This window comes from Anabaena sp. UHCC 0451 (assembly GCF_034931405.1).
Lineage (GTDB): Bacteria > Cyanobacteriota > Cyanobacteriia > Cyanobacteriales > Nostocaceae > RDYJ01.
Window position 1 is genome coordinate 58,842 of the sequence record NZ_JAYGHA010000016.1, and the last position, 18,229, is coordinate 77,070.

The following is an 18,229-nucleotide window of genomic DNA, read 5'->3' on the forward strand; positions in this document are numbered from 1 at the left end:
TCCTTACACTGAATGCTTCGCCCTTGCACTGAATGCTTCGTCCTTACACTGAATGCTTCGTCCTTACACCGAATGCTTCGTCCTTACACCGAATGCTGATGCTTTCAGTTCCGTCAGGGATAAGCCCCTACTTCTGACCCCTACTTTAATTGTTTTGGTATCCAGACAGTAAAAATTGAGCCTATGCTGACAGTGGATTCTACTTCAATTCGACCCCGATGAAGTTCTACAAGTTGTTTAGTTAGAGCTAAACCAAGTCCCGTACCTTCATAGCGACGGCGATAGGGTGCATCCAGTTGTTGAAATTTCTCAAATAGTAGTGGTAGTTTTTCTTCGGGGATACCAATTCCCGTATCTTCTATTTGAAATATCGCAGTATTGTCTTCTACCCAAAGACGTAAAGTAACACTCCCACCTTCTGGGGTGAATTTAATAGCATTAGCCAATAAATTCCAGAGAATTTGTTCTACTCTGCCCGAATCAGCAGTAAACATATCACTTGTAGGATTAATTTGCAAATCAAGTTTCAGGGTAACTTTTTCGCTTGTTGCTTTTTCTAATAAACAATCTAATATATTTTGTGCTGTCTTCAGCAAAGAGAATTCCGAAATATTTAATACTGTTTTACCTGCCTCAATTTGTGATAAATCAAGAATGTCATTAATCATTTCTAATAAATGTTCACCGCTGTCATGGATAGTTTGTAAATAATGGCGTTGTCGTTGACTCAACTCACCCAAAGGCCAACGTAATAATGTCGAAGACATTCCAATAACATAAGTTAAAGGAGTGAGTAATTCATGACTGATTGTAGCTAGAAATTCACTTCGTAGACGATTAGCAGCTTCTGCGGCTAATAAAGCTTCTCGCAGTGCCATTGTTCTTTCAATAACTCGTTGTTCTAGAGTTTGTTTTTCTTGAGTGAGGGTTCGGGTAGCTTCTTGTAAAGATCCCATTAACTCATATTGATGAATAGCTATAGCCAACTGTTCAGCAATTGATGATAATAAGCTTTTTTCACTATCGGTCCAATTACGAGAAGTATGACATTGATGAGCAATCAATAACCCCCAAAGTTGTTCTTCAAAAATAATTGGTGCTGCCAATTTTGACTTAACGTGGATTCCTCTTAAAAAGTTCAATAAACAAGCTTCTAGGGCATAAGTTTTTTCTACATCATCCACAGCTAAAATAAAACCTTGGTGGTACTTTTCCCAACATTGAGAACTTCGATTTAGGCAATCTTTTTCTTGATAATTCAAAACAGAGGAGATAGAATTTGCCTCTAGTGATTCATAGACTATAAAACTTTCGTAATGTTGATCATTTTGTTCTCTAAATTTGTTATTGACTATGGCATGGTGTGAATATTGACCGTTAAGTAATGTGTTTTGAGTTTTGATATCAGACGATACGAATTTATAGATTACTAATCTATCCAATTCCAAAAACTCACGTACTTGGTTAATTGCCGTTGCCATAATCACTTGCAAATCCAAGCTTTTGCGGATTTGGGTGGTTACTTGATTTAATAGTCGTTCTTGGGCAATTTGTTTTGTCAGGGCATCTTCCACCGCTTGACAACTAAAACCCTCGCTGGGAATAGAAATTTGAGGGGTTTGTACTTCATTGTTAACAATTGGGAGGAGATATTCTAATAACAACAACGTGAACTTACTTTGTAACGTCGCATCATTAGGAGAAATAACTTGCTGATATTGGGCGATGTTTTGGTAAGTGTGGGAATTAGACTCAAACAAATTTCTTAATTTAGAGATAAAGACAGCGATCGCTTCGGAATTAAATGTCAAACTAACATTGAGGGAATCTACGTTAATTGTTTCTTTCTCCATTCCCTGATTTCCCTCCTCCGCTGCTTCTATGTTACCTAGCAGCAACGCACTAAATTGCTCAGAAACCACAAGGGTAAACCGTTGATTTTGCCACTCGACGGGAATACTAATCCGCGCTAACACAGCTTCTGTCAGTATTAAAGCAGCACTGCCTACTGCTTGAGCCATCTGCTGCAACAATTCCCCAAGCCGATTAAATATAATTAAAGGCAAGGTTCGAGAAAAGCTCAAATCGGGAGAACTCAGCATTTTCAAAATTCTAGTGAGATGGGCTGAATGCCTACGTAGGGCAATAGGTAATTTACAAAGGATAAGGGTAGGCTAAAATCCTTTTTGCTTACTTCTTTCCAGTACGCTGCGGGTTGAAGTAGCCTGTGCGTAGGGACTTACGGTTTCCTTCCTGGTTTTTTGTGATTGTGTACTCACCAAAAGTTTAAGGTATTAATAAAGAATTATGCATCGTATAAGTGCCACACCAGGCGGATGGGATCAGTCAGAAGGTTTAATTTTTCTAGAACAAACTCCAGCCCCTTTCGTGTTCATTACTGCTGCTGATACCGACGTTCAAACCCTAGCAGCAGCAGTTTCCAAATTACCTGTACAATTTCCTGCTTTAAGAGTCGCCAACTTGCTGCAATTACAGCAACAAATGAGTATAGATACTTACGGCGAACAAGTGTTAGAACTGGCTCAGGTAATTGTTTTGCGCCTTTTAGGAGGAAGTTCCTATTGGTCTTATGGTTTAGAAGTAGTGCAGGAAATTGTACAACGTCAAGGAACAAATTTAATTGTAATGCCAGGAGATGACGCTCTAGATCCTGATTTAATCTCAAAATCTACTATTTCCCCAGAAATTGTTCAGCAAATATGGCAATACTTTAGAGAAGGTGGTATAGAAAATTTCCTTAACGCTCTCCAATATATTACTGATATTTCCCTATTAACCACATTCAACCCCCCACCACCACAACCTATTCCCCGTGTGGGGAGATGGGGAGCAGAGGAGCAGAGGAGCAGAGGAGCAGAGGAGCAGGGGAGCAGGGGAGCAGAGGAGAATAAATTTCTTCCCAATCCCCAATCCCCAGTCCCCAGTCCCCAATCCCCAATCCCCAAAGTAGGTATTTTATTCTACCGCGCTCATTATTTGGCGGGAAATACTAAAGTTATTGATGCTTTATGTGCTGCTGTGGTGCAGCGAAATTTACAACCTGTGCCAGTTTTTGTTTCTTCTTTACGTGAACCGGGTGTTAGTAATGAGTTGATGGAGTTTTTCCAGCCGAAAGACTCTGAGCATATTAGCCTATTACTGAATACTACGAGTTTTTCCCTAGCGCGGTTGGAAACGGAAACACCCCAAATTGAACTTTGGGAAAAATTAGATGTCCCTGTTTTACAAGTCATTCTTTGCGCTAGTTCCGTTGAACAGTGGGAATCACAGTTACAAGGTTTGACTCCCCGTGATATGGCGATGAATGTGGTGTTACCCGAAGTAGACGGGCGGATTATTAGCAGGGCTGTGTCTTTTAAAACTTTGCAAACTCGCAATAATGACTTAGAAACTGATGTGGTAGTTTATGAACCAGTGAGCGATCGCATTGAGTTTGTCGCCCAACTGGCTGCTAATTGGGTACGATTACGCCATAAACCACCCCAAGAACGTCGTATAGCCTTGATTTTGGCAAATTACCCCAACACTAATGGCCGCCTCGCTAATGGCGTAGGACTGGACACTCCCGCTAGTTGTGTGGAAATTCTCAAGGCTCTACGGTTGGCTGGTTATGAGGTGGGAAATATTCCTGCTGATGGTGATGAGTTAATACAAATGTTAACTGCTGGTGTGACAAATGACCCAGAAGGAAAGGATTGGAAACCTGTAAATCAAAGTCTTTCTGTGGAGGAATATCAAAAATATTTTTCTACGTTACCCGAATTTGTACAACAGGGAATCGTTGAGCGTTGGGGTTTGTTTGGAGAAACGAACCGCAGAGGCGCAGAGGTCGCAGAGAATGGAGAGTTTTTACCTATTGCTGGTATTCAGTTTGGTAATGTGTTTGTGGGTGTTCAGCCTTCACGGGGTTATGAAAATGATCCTAGTTTGAATTATCATGCACCGGATTTAGAACCTACTCATCATTATTTAGCTTTTTATTATTGGGTGCGGGAAAAATACTCTAGTTGTTTTGGTGCGGACGCAATTGTTCATGTAGGGAAACATGGAAATTTAGAATGGCTACCTGGTAAAAGTGTGGCTTTATCTAATACTTGTTATCCTGAAGTGGCTTTTGGGGCTATGCCTCATTTATATCCTTTTATTGTCAATGATCCGGGTGAAGGTTCTCAAGCTAAACGACGCGCCCAAGCTGTAATTATTGATCATCTGACACCCCCGATGACTCGCGCTGAACTGTATGGGGCTTTACAACAGGTAGAAAATTTAATTGATGAATATTACGAAGCAGAAAGTTTAGATCCTTCTCGTTTACCAACAATACGCGATCGCATCCAGGAATTAGTCATTAAGGAAAATCTCTACAAAGATTTAGGTATCACCGATGCTAAAGATATTGTCAATTTTGAATCTCTAATTTTAAATTCTCTTGATGGTTATTTATGCGAACTCAAAGAAGCTCAAATTCGCGACGGTTTACACATTTTCGGACAAGTTCCCCAAGGTAGACAACTACGAGATTTAATTGTAGCGATCGCTCGTATCCCTAACCGTTATTCTATCGGACTCACCCGTGCGATCGCAAAAGATTGGGGCTTAGATTTAGATCCTTTAACAACAGACTACAGCACCCCCTTTACTCCTCCTCAAAATCTCTCTGCGCCTCTGCGTCTCTGCGTGAGCTTAAAATCCTGTCGTACACACGGCGATGTAATAGAACTCTTAGAAGAACACGCAGCCCATTTAGTAGAACAAATAATACAGGGAACAGGGAACAGGGAACAGGGAACAGTAAAAGAGGTGATGGAGTGGATACAATCAAAACTTCTCCCAGCACTGGAAAACACAACCCAAGAAATTACCAACTTACTCAAAGGACTAGATGGTAAATATGTCCCTAGTGCTGCATCTGGCGCACCTACAAGGGGAAGGCCAGAAGTTCTCCCCACAGGTAAAAACTTTTACTCCGTGGATATTCGCGCTATTCCCACAGAAACGGCTTGGGATGTGGGGAGAAAAGCAGCGGAAACCCTAATTGAAACTTACACCCAAGAACATGGAGAATATCCCAAAACTCTGGGTTTATCAGTCTGGGGTACGGCGACAATGCGGACTGGTGGTGATGATATTGCGGAAGCTTTGGCTTTACTTGGTGTCCAACCTGTTTGGGATGGTGCAGCACGAAGGGTAGTAGATTTTGAAATATTACCTTTATCAATTTTGGGTCGTCCCCGCGTTGATGTCACTTTGAGAATTTCGGGATTTTTTCGCGATGCTTTCCCTAATTTGATTGATTTATTTTCTCAATCAGTGGAAGCAGTAGCAGCTTTAGATGAACCAGCAGAGGAAAACCCCTTAGCGGATGCAGTTCGTCAAGATACTAATTTATGGACCGAACAAGGTTTAAGTTTAGAAACAGCATACGAGCGATCGCTATTTCGTGTCTTTGGTTCAAAACCCGGTGCTTATGGCGCAGGACTTCAAGGTTTAATTGCTTCCCAAAACTGGCAAACTGATCAAGATTTAGCCCGCGCTTACATGAATTGGAGTGCTTACGCTTATTCTGGGGGAACAGGGAACGGGGAACAGGGAACAGGGACAAAGAATAATGCCACCTCTACCGAAGCTTTTGAACAACGTTTAAAGCAAATGCAAATAGTTCTACACAATCAAGATAACCGTGAACACGATTTACTTGATTCTGATGATTATTATCAATTTCAGGGCGGTTTAACGGCGGCTGTACGTTCTCTCCAAGGCAAAAACCCCGAAACCTATTTTGGTGATAATTCCAACACCAGCCAGCCAAAAGTCCGCCAACTGAGAGAGGAAATTGCACGGGTGTACCGTTCGCGTGTGGTTAACCCCAAATGGATAGCGGGAGTCATGCGTCACGGTTACAAAGGCGCTTTTGAAATGGCTGCAACGGTGGATTTCTTATTTGCCTATGATGCTACTGCTCAATGTGTGGAAGATTATATGTATCAGGGTGTGGTGGATACTTATTTACAAGATCCAATGGTCTGTGAATTTATCCAAGACAAGAACCCTTGGGCTTTACGTGATATAGCCGAAAGGTTGCTGGAAGCCAACCAGCGAGGTTTATGGGCAGATGTGAATCCAGAAACTTTGGAAAATTTGCGAAATCTAGTACATGAAGCAGAAGGTGCGATTGAAGAAAAATAGCAGGTGTAGGAAGAGAATAACAACTGATCACTAAATATGTCAAAAGCGGAAGTTTTTATGCTTCCGCTTCGACAAAACAGAAATATTCCCCCCACTAATTACTTACCTCCAATAACCACAAATTATCTGATGGTTAAATCTGGCTTTCTTGTTTATAGGACTCGACGCAGAAGCTTAGTAATTGAATTGGCTAAAGTGGCATTAATGCCCGTTGGCATTTGGGACAGACAGCATGAATAGTCAGTTGACAATCAAGAAGGTGAAATCCTTCTTTTTGGGCTGTTTTTGCCCCAATTTTCAAAATAGATTCGTTTTTGAATTCGATAGTAGTATTACACCTAACACAAATGAGGTGATGGTGATGATGGGGGTAGGGTTGGTTAAGTTCATAATGTTTATGTCCCTCACCTAACTCTAATTCCCGCAAAATGCCCATCCTGGCCATCAACTTCAAAGTCCGATAGATAGTTGAGAGGCTAATACCCTCACCGTCAGTTTCTAGGCGATGATAAAGATCCTCTGCGCTTAAATGCTCACCTTGTGGTAATTCTTGAAAAATATGTAGGATTACTTCACGTTGAGGAGTTAAACGCCAGCCTCGGTCGTTTAGTTCTGCCTTAAGTGAACCAGTTGTGTAGACAGTCATACTAAATTTTCTCAACAAAGCCTGTCAATTGAGAATATAACAAATGTTGGGATAGATTTGCAACAATCATGACTTATTGAGAATTTTTGTTAGTTGGTAATTGGTAATTGGTAGGGAAGAATAAACTCTTGCCTTTTGCCTTTTGCCTTTTGCCTTCTTACTGTTCCCTGTTCCCTCATCTAACTTAAAGATTCTAAATAGTCACGGACGAGGTTACGGCGCTTGGGTTGGCGAAGTTTTTGCAAAGCTTTGGATTCAATTTGTCGGACTCTTTCCCGTGATAAGTCTAAAGCACGGCCAATTTCAGCTAATGAGTAAGGATGTCCATCGGATAAACCGAAGCGCATTAAAATAACTTCACGTTCACGGGTAGTTAAATCTGCCAGTAAATTCTGTAAATCTTTTTGTAAAGATTCACGCATGAGCATTTCTTCTGGGGTGACGCTATCTGTTTCTAATAATTCCCCTAATTCGGTATCTTTATCTTTGCCTACTTTGGTTTCTAAGGAAACGGAACGAGGGACACGCAACAATACTTCCCGCACTTGGGCGGCTGTCATGTCTAATTCAATTGCTAAATCTTCTAAAGTCGGGGTGCGACCTTTTTCTTGAGCAATTTTCCGTTGTGCTTTTTTAATTTTGTTAAGTTTTTCAGTAATATGAACAGGAAGACGAATTGTGCGACTAGAGGTGGCGATCGCTCTGGTAATTCCCTGACGAATCCACCAATAAGCATAGGTACTAAAGCGATAACCCTTTGTGGGGTCAAACTTTTCTACGGCTCGTTCTAAGCCTAGAGTACCTTCTTGGACTAAATCCAACAATTCCAAACCACGATTTTGATATTTCTTAGCTACAGACACCACAAGACGCAGATTGGCCTTGATCATGTGTTCTTTGGCTTGGAGTCCGTAAGATTGAACTTCTTCTAGTTCTTTGACTGTCAAACTGGCAATTTCTGCCCAGCGACGTTTCCCTTCTGATAACGTGGGTTTGAGATCAGATAGGTCAATACCAGCAGTAGTCGCCCATCTTTCTAAGGAGGGACGATGTCCTAATTCAGAGACTAAACGTTCCTGAACTTCCACTAATCTCAAATAAGGAACAATTACTTCGTCACCTTGCTTGGCTGCATTAGCAAGGACTATCCGCATCCGCAAATATCGCTGAACTCTTTGGGCTTCGGAAACTTCTTCGTCTCGTCCTAATAAACGTACTCGGCCAATTTCTTGGAGGTATAGACGTACTAAGTCTGTACTGCGGCGGTTGTTGTTAGCAGCTAGATGATGAGGATCGACAGCAGCGACTTCTATATCTTGAATATCCTCTAGGGATAAATCACCCTCATCAATATTTAGATCAGAGTCCAAGGTTGGGTTAGACTTTTGGGAATCGTAGGCTGCATCTGTATAGAAAGATGTTGCTGGCATAATGTCTTATTGTGAAGGTACGAATAGATTACGGTCAGCTAAAATTATGGTCTGTTAATCAACTGTTGCTATTGTTCCCGTAATTCACGTTGAAATAACACAATTGAGTTTTGCAGTACAATTCTTTGCAAAAGATTGTAATGGTTTAACGGGGCTATCTGAAAAATTTGTGGCGAATATAAAATTCGCTAGTACACAAACAAATTTACCCTGTGCGAACTAAAAAATATGGATAGTATAAAATTAGACTTTTCAGACAACTTATTAAGGATACACTGTTACCGGGTTAATCGGTGAGTGTAGTTTTTGATTGAACTCATAGGCGTTTTTCAGTTAAAGCCAGCCTGTAAATAGGAAATTACCTAGTCAACAGGGGAATTCTTAGGTATAACCAGTTCTTTAAAAAACTAAGTATATACATATTCCTAGTAATTTTGCTGTTGATAAACTACATGGTGATATTTACATGATGGAGAAGGTAGTTTCCTGATGATTTAACAATTTTTTTAGTGATAATTTGGTAATTAGTGGATGTGAGTTACGAAATAATGCTGATAGCACAGCATGGCACAAGCTGTAACTTTATTGGTGATATTCTGGCTTGATATCTCTTAACATTAGTTCATCTAGGGCTTGTTGAGGTGTAACTTCAGTTTCCAGTAACCGATAAACTTGTTCAGTAATCGGGATAGTAATTTTTTGCTGCTGAGATATTTGCATCAAAACCCGACAGGTGTTTACTCCTTCGGCGGTTCCTGGTAAGGTAGCGAGAATTTCTGTCAGCGTTTTCCCACTAGCCAGCTGATAGCCAACTTGGTAATTGCGACTTAAGGGGCTGTTGCAGGTTGCTAACAAATCTCCTAGACCAGATAAACCATAAAATGTTTCTGTTTTTGCGCCAAAAAGTCCGCCAATCCGAATTATTTCTGTCAAGCCACGAGTTACTAAGGCTGCTTTGGCATTAGTTCCTAAATGTAACCCATCACAGACACCAGATGCGATCGCCATCACGTTTTTGAGTGTACCACCTAGTTCTACACCTACTGGATCAGGGTTAGTATACACACGAAACCGACTAGAAGAAAAGACCTGTTGCACAGTTTCAGCAGCAGCGGTATTTTTGCTGGCTACTACGGTAGCGGCTGGTAATTCCTGTGCAATTTCTTCAGATAAATTAGGACCTGACAGGACAACTACTGAATGATCAGGAAATTCGGTTTGCCAAATTTGCGAAGGTGTACAGGTAGTTTGGGGATCTAAGCCTTTTGTAGCTGTGACAAAAATTGTCTCTGGAGACAAGGGAAAAGACTTGACTAATAAAGCTACATCTCTGACACCTTTCATGGAGATAGCAGAGAGGACTATTTCCGCATCTTTTAAAACCATCTCCAAACTTAGCGTTCCCTGACGTGACCACAAACGCACCTGATGATCGTTTGCTCGCACTAAATTTGCTAGGGTTGCACCCCAAGCACCTGCACCCAAAATGGCGATAGATTTTGAATTTTTGTCATTAGTCATTAGTCAGGGATTGGGGATTGGGGATTGGGGATTGGGGATTGGGGATTGGGGATTGGGGACTGGGGATTGGGGATTGGGGACTAGGGAAAATTAATTAACTCTTACCTCTTACCTCTTGCCTTTTGCCTCTTGCCTTCTTCCACTGTCACCTGTCACCTGTAAGCTGTAACCTAATCTACCTGGGATAACGTTTCATTAATTCCCTAACTTGTTCAGCATGATAGGAGCTTCTTGTCAATGGTGAAGAAACAACTTGTAAAAATCCGATTTCTTCACCATAAGCTTGCCATGCTGCAAATTGTGTAGGGGTGATAAAATCAGCTACTTGCAGGTGTTTTTGACTGGGTTGGAGATATTGCCCAATAGTCAAAATATCACAATCTACTGCTCGTAAATCTTGCATGACTTGGCGAACTTCTGTATCAGTTTCACCTAAACCCACCATAATACCGGATTTGGTGTATGTGCTGGGTGAAATTTGCCGACAACGTTGTAATAATTCCATTGTCCGCTCATAATTGCCTTGGGGACGTACTCGACGATACAAGCGAGATATTGTTTCTGTGTTGTGATTTAGTACCTCCGGTGCGGCTTGGAGGATGATTTCTAGAGCATTCCAATTTCCGCATAAATCTGGAATCAACACCTCTATTGTAGTGTTAGGTGAGACAGTGCGAACTGCGGAAATACATTTAACAAATTGAGATGCACCGCCATCGGCTAAATCATCCCGATTGACAGAAGTGATGACGACATGATTAAGCTGCATTCGTCGCACTGCTTCTGCTAGTCGCGTGGGTTCGGTAGCATCTAGGGGTTGAGGTTTTTTCTCAAAATCAATATCACAATAAGGACAAGCTCTAGTACAAGCTGGTCCCATAATTAAAAATGTGGCAGTTCCGGCGTTAAAGCATTCGCCAATATTGGGACACGATGCTTCTTCACAAACCGTATTCAGGGCTAAATCCCGCAAAATTTCTTTAACGTTACCGACGCGCTCCCACTGAGGCGCTTTTACCCGTAACCAGTCTGGTTTTACAGTCACAATCCGCTTTGATTACTGAATTTATCTAAATCTAATCCTAGCAAGCAAAGTCCTTTATGAAAGATTTAGTTTTTTTTATTTAGCTAGGGTTGTGATATGATGGGGTTGATATGAATATTTTTTTAACGGGATGTAGCGCAGTTTGGTAGCGCACTGCGTTCGGGACGCAGGGGCCGCTGGTTCGAATCCAGTCATCCCGATTTGTTGTTGTGTCACTTGCCAAATTATTTGTCGCAGTTCGCAAATTAGTGTCGCTAATTTGATGAAGTAGACTTAATTTCATAACACTTGTATAATTATAACTAAAAACCTTTAGAATAATCCCAAACGCAATGCGCCTTTCAACCCTCCCATAATCAATTCTATTTTTTCTATTTTGTAACTATTTTAAATCCCAACCTGCTTAACTAGCGATCGCATTCCAGGATTTGTTTTTTTCAACCCACCCCTAGTCGAGATGGTAGTTGAAACATCGCACTTCAATAAATGCGATCGCAATAACTAACCTTTCAACCCATTAATCAGTTGTACAGTCATAGGTGCAATTAGTTATGCTTTAACTATCCGATTATTAGCACCAAAATTATGGCAGCAAGCATTAGCATTAGCCATTTTAGCTATCTCACCCCTCAAAAATCATCACAAATAAATATTCGGTTTCCCCATGCCTAATCCAGACAACTTAAATGCCTATCCTCCCATTTTTATTGTCGGAATGCCCCGTTCTGGTACAACCCTGATGACAGCCATGTTGTCAGCCCATCCTCACATTGCTATTCCCTCAGAAACTCATTTTCTCCGCCATTGGATTAAGCAATACTCTCACTTAGATTTAACTAATCCCACTCATTTTGCAGACTTCTGGCAAGAGTTTACCCATAGTCAACATTTTTCTCGCCTCGACATCAATCCTCAAACTACCTATAGGCTTATTCTCAACACAGGTAAGACAGACTTTCCAACCATCTTTACCAGCATACTACAGGAATATGCGACCCAGAGACAAAAAACACGCTGGGGCGAAAAAACACCCGATCACTATCAATCACTGAATCTGCTGTTTGATTGGTATCCTCAAGCTAAAATTATCTGGATGGTAAGAGATCCCAGGGCTGTTACCGCTTCCCTCCTCACCATGCCTTGGGCAAACTCCTATGTTAATAGACACGCTATAACTTGGCGAGACAGTATTCAGCAACTTAAAAAATGGGTCGAAGATCAGCGAGTGATTAGTATTAACTATGAAAACCTCATTAATCATACCGAAGCTATTTTAAAACAAGTATGTGAATTTATTAATGAAGACTATACATCAATGATGATTTTTGGGCGTTCTCAAACCACTAGTCCGTTAATTAACTATCAAGGGAGCGCGAAAATTAATAAATCTCAGGCTTTAAAACAGATTGATTCTACTCCTATCTATAAGTGGCAAGCACAATTATCATCTACAGAAATTGCCATTATTGAACAGATAACTCGCTGTGAAATGCTCGCACAAAACTATCACCCTCTTACTAATAGCCTAAGTATAAAAGGATGGCTAGAATGGATTAAGTTAATCGTTTTGCGGCAAAAAGAACGTTTAATTAAAAATGGCTCAAATTTTAAAGCTTGGCTGAAAAAATTAGCATTTGTACAAACAATTCTTCAGTTTATTGATCCTGTAATCAGTCTTCAAGCTAAAACCATCAATCTTTGTTTTGGCACTAGAACGGCTCAATCTTTTAACAACTGGACTGATTATTTCCAAAAACAACCCATTGCTGGTTATATAGGATTTGTTGGCTATCAAAATCTAGGGGATGAAGCTTTATATCTAGGATTTAAAAAGCTATTTACTAATCAAAATATTTTACTTTATTATTCTAGGGCTGAACCTGACTATCGCCAACAATATAAATCTGCACCAATTGAGTTAATATTGTATCGTAATTTAATTAAGCGAGACAATTTTTATGACTTTGTTTTTTTAGGAGGTGGCACACTCATTCATTGGCAAAGTTATCTAGACTGGTTTCAAGAAGCACTCCATCAGGGAAAACCCGGCATTGTTTTGGGGACAGGTGTAGCAGATCCTGCTTTTTGGCAAGAAAAGCGCCCAGAAGTCAACTATACTCAATTAATGGCTGATTGGGTTTCTGTCCTCAAAGATGCTTCCTATGTTGCCGTCAGAGGGTTTCAATCGGCACGAATTCTAGAAGCGCATGGTTTAACTAAACCTCAAGTAATTGGTGATCCTGCCCTCTCACTTTGTATTCCTAGACAATTGAATTTCTCTCGGCAAAGAATTATCGGGATTAATTTAGGAAGTCACGGATTTATCAAAGGCGAGCAAAATCACATTAATGAAGTGATTGCTTGTGTTGTCCACCATCTTCTTTTATTGGGTTGGCAGGTTGAGTTTTTACCTCTCCATAAAAGTGATTTTCAACTGGGACAAACTTTAATTCACCAATACCATCTACCCCATGTTTCTATTTGGCAAGAGTTTACAAATATCGAAAAAACCCTAGCCAGGATTCAATCTTATGACTTAGTTTTAGGGCAACGGCTACATTCTGCCGTTCTTGCTTGTGGGTGCGGTGTTCCTACTATTCTGTTAGAATATCAACCCAAATGTCGTGATTTTATGGAATCCATAGAACAGCAAAAGTTTTGTCTGCCCACAGATGCTTTGGAATTAGATCATATTTATTCTCTGATTGATGACATTGACCATAATTATCAAGAACACTCTCAGCAGCTAGTTTCCATCGGAAATGCTTACCGATTTAAGCAAAAACAAGCGGCTCAACATAGCATGAATTTAATATCACTTCTCACCTAGCATTAGTTAAAAAGTAAAATTATGAGTCCTGAACTTTTTTTATCCGAGTTAGTTAAAGGCAATCACCATAAAGGGGGCTTAAAATGTCTAAAATTATTTGATGTTAACCACAACTTTTTTGATAATTTGCAGCAGGAAATTACTGCTTTAATTAAAGCCAATCAACCCTCTGACGTGAAGGACAAAGAACACCTGAGTAATTGGTCTAATCCCTATGGTGATGTCATGCAGTTTTCTTTGCTCAATCGTTCGGGGAAATTTGATGACACTTCATCAGATCATGACTTGACTGTAGCAGGAAAATTATTTCACCACAGGGAAAAGTACCCTACAATTGCTAGATTTATTGACGTTTTTCCTCATGCTTATAATATGAGAATAATGGGATTAGGACAAAAAGGAGGTTTATCTCCTCATGAAGAACATATTGTTATCGCTCATCAGAAGCGGGGTTTAAAAAGTTATTATTCCCTAAGAGCAAGATTTCATTTACCTATTATCACTAACGATCAAGCTGAACTTTTGATAGAAAATCAAATCTATCATTTTACAACAGGTTCAATTTTCTTTTTTAATAATGGTTGTATTCATTCAGCCTATAATAGAGGAACAGAACCGAGATATCATTTAATTTGGGATATGCTATTAACTCAGGAGACTTTTGAACTCATGTTTTCTGATGAATATCATCCCCTTCCTGATTTTCTGACTAAACTTATTGGTCAAGATAGAATCCTAGTTACTCGTCGTCAAGAAAACATAAAAGAATATCAAATTATGGGTCGGGGGAAAGAATTATACGACTTACTCAAGTTAAATATTTTCGGCATTAAACCCTATATTTTCCAAAACTTATGGAATGAATGGACATATTTAAAGCATCACAAATTCGGAAAAATTGAGTTTTTTAAAATTTAGTTATTTATGAATAATCCAAACTTTAAACATCAAGATCCATCCAATTTAAGATCAATGCTAGATAATTCTTCTCAAGACCCCTCAAAGGGAAATTGGAAACATTTAGAACAGTATGTCAACTTTGCTCCCCGTTCCCAAGTCCTAGATTTTTGTATTGCACTTTCAGCACATATTCCCGGAAATATAATTGAGTTTGGAGTAGCTTATGGAGATTCAACGAAGGTAATTCGTAATTCTCTTCAACGACATCAAAAATTTGGTTTTTATTCTGCAAAACAAATCTTCGCTTGTGATTCTTTTGAAGGGTTACGAGAAAAATTTGAAAATGCAGAGGTAGGAACTTTTGCTTGCGAACCCCCTAAAATACCCGGAGTTAAAATTGTCAAAGGCTATTTTGAAGATAGTCTCACACCAGAATTAGCTAGAACAGTAGGTAAAGTCAGTTTTGCTCATTTGGATGCTGATCTTTATTCTTCAACCTATTGCGCTCTCACTTGGTTAACACCTCTACTACAGACTGGTAGTTTATTATTATTTGATGAATTTTTAGGAGAGAATCAATCAGAAAAAAGAGCTTTCTTAGATTGGTTAGCAGCAACAGGTATCAAGACTGTTTTAATTGCTGAATTTGGACGTGAACCCAGTGGTTGGGGTGAAACAACAGATCGTCGTTTAGTTTATCAAGTTATCAAAGATGAAACAGTAGCTATTAAACCTGTAAGTTTGAGAGCAAAATTAATATCAAAGTTGCGAGCTTATCGGCAAAAATTAGGTGTCTAACAATGTTAATGTAGCTCACTGATTGGAGAAACCCTATATGTCAATTATAAGAGTTGTTTTTCTTTCCAATTGGCAACTTCATAATCCTTACCAAAAACTTTTAGCAGAACAGTTAATCAGTCAAGGATGTCAGGTAGAAATTTATTATTGTGATCTCATTTTTCTGCCTTTTTTTATGAAGTTTTGGCAACCAACTATTTTACACATTCATACCTTACATCCTTTTCTTGTTAGTAAGCATAAATTCTATCAACCTCTTAAGACATTTGTGTTTCTGATTCAAATTTTAATTTTAAAAATATTGCAAATTAAAATTGTTTGGACAGTACATGAATGGAATGATAAAATGGCTGGGGGTAAATATTCCCTAAATCAGACTCACATTTTTATTATAGATAAATTCCTTGATGCTCTGATTACCCACAGTAATTTCACTAAGCTAGAATTAGCTAAATCTTTTGAAAATTTAGTGAATAAAAATAAATTATTCGTAGTTTCTCATGCTAACTACATTGATTATTATCCCAATCAAATCAATCAACAAGAAGCCAGAAAAAATCTCGGAATTCCAGCCAAAACCTTCGTTTTTCTCCTGTTTGGCAACATCTATCCTTATAAAGGTTTTATTCAAGCAATTGAAGCTTTTCAAGCATTACCACCAGATAATATATATTTATTAATTGCTGGTAAACCAGTTGATCAAAATATTGCTATTCTTATTGAAAATAAAATCAAAAATAGCGAAAATATTTCATTTTCTCCAAAATTTATTGCTAATGATCAAGTCCAGTTATATTTCAATGCTTCTGATTGTGCTATAATGCCATATCAGGTTTTTACTACTTCAGGAATTGCTCTACTGGCAATGTCTTTTGGAAGAGTTTGCATAGCCCCGAAAATAGGACATTTTAGTGAAATTCTTGATCAATATGGGGCTTTTCTCTATGACCCTAACGCCAATGATGGATTGTTACAATCTATGAAATTTGCAATAGACAATCAGTATCACATTTTGGATATGGGAAAACATAATTTTACCATTGCCCAGCAATGGAATTGGCATTTAATGGCTCAACAAACTTTAAAGATTTACACTGAAAACCTATGATTAAATATTTAGAAAAAGTCTTTTACGTTCTCAATATCAAGAAAACGAAATTAGTTTTAATTCTGCTCACGGTAACTGGTGCATCGGTACTAGAAGCCATGGGGATTAGACTCATTTCCCCCTTTATTATAGTCGCTTCCCAACCAGAATTTATTACTAAAATATCTTGGCTCTATTGGATTTACCAAAAATCAGGAATCAGGGATGATAATTACTGGATAACTATCCTTGGTTGTGTTTTTATGCTGGTACTTTTTATTAATTCTACTTTATATATACTCTCCCAAAATTATATCAATAAATTCTATAATCACCAAAAAACTAGACTAATTTTAAGATTACTTAAAGGATATTTGAAATTACCTTATACATTTCACCTCAGTAAAAATAGTGCAGATATAGTCAAAAATATTGTGTTTGAGGTTAGCCATTTCTCTCAACAATGTATGGCACCTTTATTAAATAGTGTTAGTAATTTGGTCGTAGTTTTAGTGCTAGGTATTCTTTTAGCTAGAACTAACAGGTTATTGTTATCTTTGATTTTAACTATTCTCTTACCTGTATTGATTTTCTGTTATTATATCTGGGGAAAAATTAGACGATGGGGTGAGATACAATCCAAATCTAAGCAAGAGATGATGTTAATTCTCAATCATAGCTTAGGCAGCTTAAAAGAAACTCAGGTGATTGGTTGTGAATCCTATTTTGAGCAACAGTTACTACAACCAACTCATAATTTAGAACAAGCAACTACTTTTTTTCAAAATTACCAAATACTACCAAAAATTTTCATTGAAATTACTCTAATTTTATCAATTATTATCTTTATAGCTATCTCCAAAATATTCTGGAATCAAAACATTGCTGAACTAAACTCAACTTTAGGTATTTTTGCTCTTTCGGCATTACGAATAATTCCCGCAGCATCCAGTCTAATATCATCTATCAATTATCTTCAAAATTCTCACTATGCTCTAGAGACAATTTACAACGATTTAAATCAAATAGATAAAGTTAGTCATTCGCAAAAGTTTGATAATTTAACTCATGAAAATCAAGTAATGTATTTTCACAATCAACTTGAGTTGAGTCAGATAAATTACTGTTATCCCGATACATCAGAACTGGTACTTAGGGATATATCTTTAACAATTAACAAAGGAGAATCAATAGCGATAATTGGTAAATCAGGTGCGGGAAAAACTACTTTAGTTGATGTTATTCTAGGAATTTTAAAGCCTGAAAAGGGCGAGATTATGGTTGATGGAATATCCATTTATCAAAATTTGCGTGCCTGGCAAAATATAATTGGTTATGTTCCCCAATCTATTTTCCTAATGGATGATACTATAGAGCATAATATTGCCTTTGGAATTGAAAAGGAACAGATTGATTTAGAAAGATTGTATCAATCCATTGAAATGTCTCAATTGACAGAAATGATTGCACAACTTCCCCAAGGTATTAAAACACTTGTGGGTGAACGAGGAGTGCGTTTATCAGGAGGTCAACGTCAACGGATTGGCATTGCGCGTGTTCTTTATCATCAGCGGAAAATATTAGTTTTTGACGAAGCAACTTCTGCGTTAGATAATGAAACAGAGAAAAGCGTTAATCAGGCAATTCAAGCGTTATCTGGTCAAGTTACTATGATTATTGTTGCCCATCGTTTAACGACAATAACCCACTGCGATCGCCTTTATGTGTTAGATCAAGAAAATCATACAATTAGTGAAGCCTGAAA

Annotated in this window: 11 protein-coding genes and 1 tRNA gene; 7 read left to right on the top strand and 5 right to left on the bottom strand. The window is 38.7% G+C overall.

All coding sequences use genetic code 11. The features are described from left to right. Positions 1-140 precede the first annotated feature (140 nt). Entirely contained in the window at positions 141-2,102 is a 1,962-nt protein-coding gene (locus VB694_RS12935) for a GAF domain-containing sensor histidine kinase (RefSeq protein ID WP_323360728.1), read from the bottom strand. Between the two features lie 205 nt (positions 2,103-2,307). Between VB694_RS12935 and cobN the strand changes: the two genes are divergently transcribed. Then, positions 2,308-6,207: a cobaltochelatase subunit CobN gene (gene cobN / locus VB694_RS12940; protein ID WP_323360729.1), complete on the top strand. Its 3,900-nt coding sequence runs from the start codon at positions 2,308-2,310 to the stop codon at positions 6,205-6,207. 190 nt (positions 6,208-6,397) lie between these two features. On the opposite strand, the gene VB694_RS12945 is transcribed toward cobN, so the two are convergent. The 4 genes from VB694_RS12945 to lipA all read right to left on the bottom strand — a co-directional run bounded on the left by VB694_RS12945 (position 6,398) and on the right by lipA (position 10,849). Next, positions 6,398-6,853: a transcriptional repressor gene (locus VB694_RS12945; protein WP_323360730.1), complete on the bottom strand. Its 456-nt coding sequence runs from the start codon at positions 6,851-6,853 to the stop codon at positions 6,398-6,400. A gap of 179 nt (positions 6,854-7,032) precedes the next feature. Then, positions 7,033-8,283: an RNA polymerase sigma factor SigC gene (gene sigC, locus VB694_RS12950; RefSeq protein WP_323360731.1), complete on the bottom strand. Its 1,251-nt coding sequence runs from the start codon at positions 8,281-8,283 to the stop codon at positions 7,033-7,035. 582 nt (positions 8,284-8,865) lie between these two features. Continuing rightward, positions 8,866-9,804: an NAD(P)H-dependent glycerol-3-phosphate dehydrogenase gene (locus VB694_RS12955; protein ID WP_323360732.1), complete on the bottom strand. Its 939-nt coding sequence runs from the start codon at positions 9,802-9,804 to the stop codon at positions 8,866-8,868. Between the two features lie 175 nt (positions 9,805-9,979). After that, a complete protein-coding gene (gene lipA / locus VB694_RS12960; protein WP_323360733.1) occupies positions 9,980-10,849 on the bottom strand; it encodes a lipoyl synthase in 870 nt (289 codons plus the stop codon). A gap of 126 nt (positions 10,850-10,975) precedes the next feature. On the opposite strand from lipA, the gene VB694_RS12965 reads away from it, so the two are divergent. The 6 genes from VB694_RS12965 to VB694_RS12990 all read left to right on the top strand — a co-directional run bounded on the left by VB694_RS12965 (position 10,976) and on the right by VB694_RS12990 (position 18,227). Beyond that, a tRNA-Pro gene (locus tag VB694_RS12965) sits at positions 10,976-11,049 on the top strand. A 464-nt stretch (positions 11,050-11,513) separates the two neighbouring features. Beyond that, on the top strand, positions 11,514-13,679 hold the full coding sequence (locus VB694_RS12970; RefSeq protein WP_323360734.1) for a sulfotransferase: 2,166 nt from the start codon (positions 11,514-11,516) through the stop codon (positions 13,677-13,679). Between the two features lie 21 nt (positions 13,680-13,700). Further along, entirely contained in the window at positions 13,701-14,597 is an 897-nt protein-coding gene (locus tag VB694_RS12975; protein WP_323360735.1) for an aspartyl/asparaginyl beta-hydroxylase domain-containing protein, read from the top strand. A 6-nt stretch (positions 14,598-14,603) separates the two neighbouring features. Then, positions 14,604-15,377: a TylF/MycF/NovP-related O-methyltransferase gene (locus VB694_RS12980; protein WP_323360736.1), complete on the top strand. Its 774-nt coding sequence runs from the start codon at positions 14,604-14,606 to the stop codon at positions 15,375-15,377. A 37-nt stretch (positions 15,378-15,414) separates the two neighbouring features. Then, positions 15,415-16,485 carry a glycosyltransferase family 4 protein gene (locus VB694_RS12985; RefSeq protein ID WP_323360737.1) on the top strand — a complete coding sequence of 357 codons (1,071 nt, stop codon included), beginning with the start codon at positions 15,415-15,417 and terminating at the stop codon, positions 16,483-16,485. Beyond that, positions 16,482-18,227, top strand: coding sequence for an ABC transporter ATP-binding protein (locus VB694_RS12990; RefSeq protein ID WP_323360738.1), 1,746 nt, complete (start codon positions 16,482-16,484; stop codon positions 18,225-18,227). Before VB694_RS12985 ends, VB694_RS12990 begins: the two co-directional genes overlap by 4 nt. Positions 18,228-18,229 lie beyond the last annotated feature (2 nt).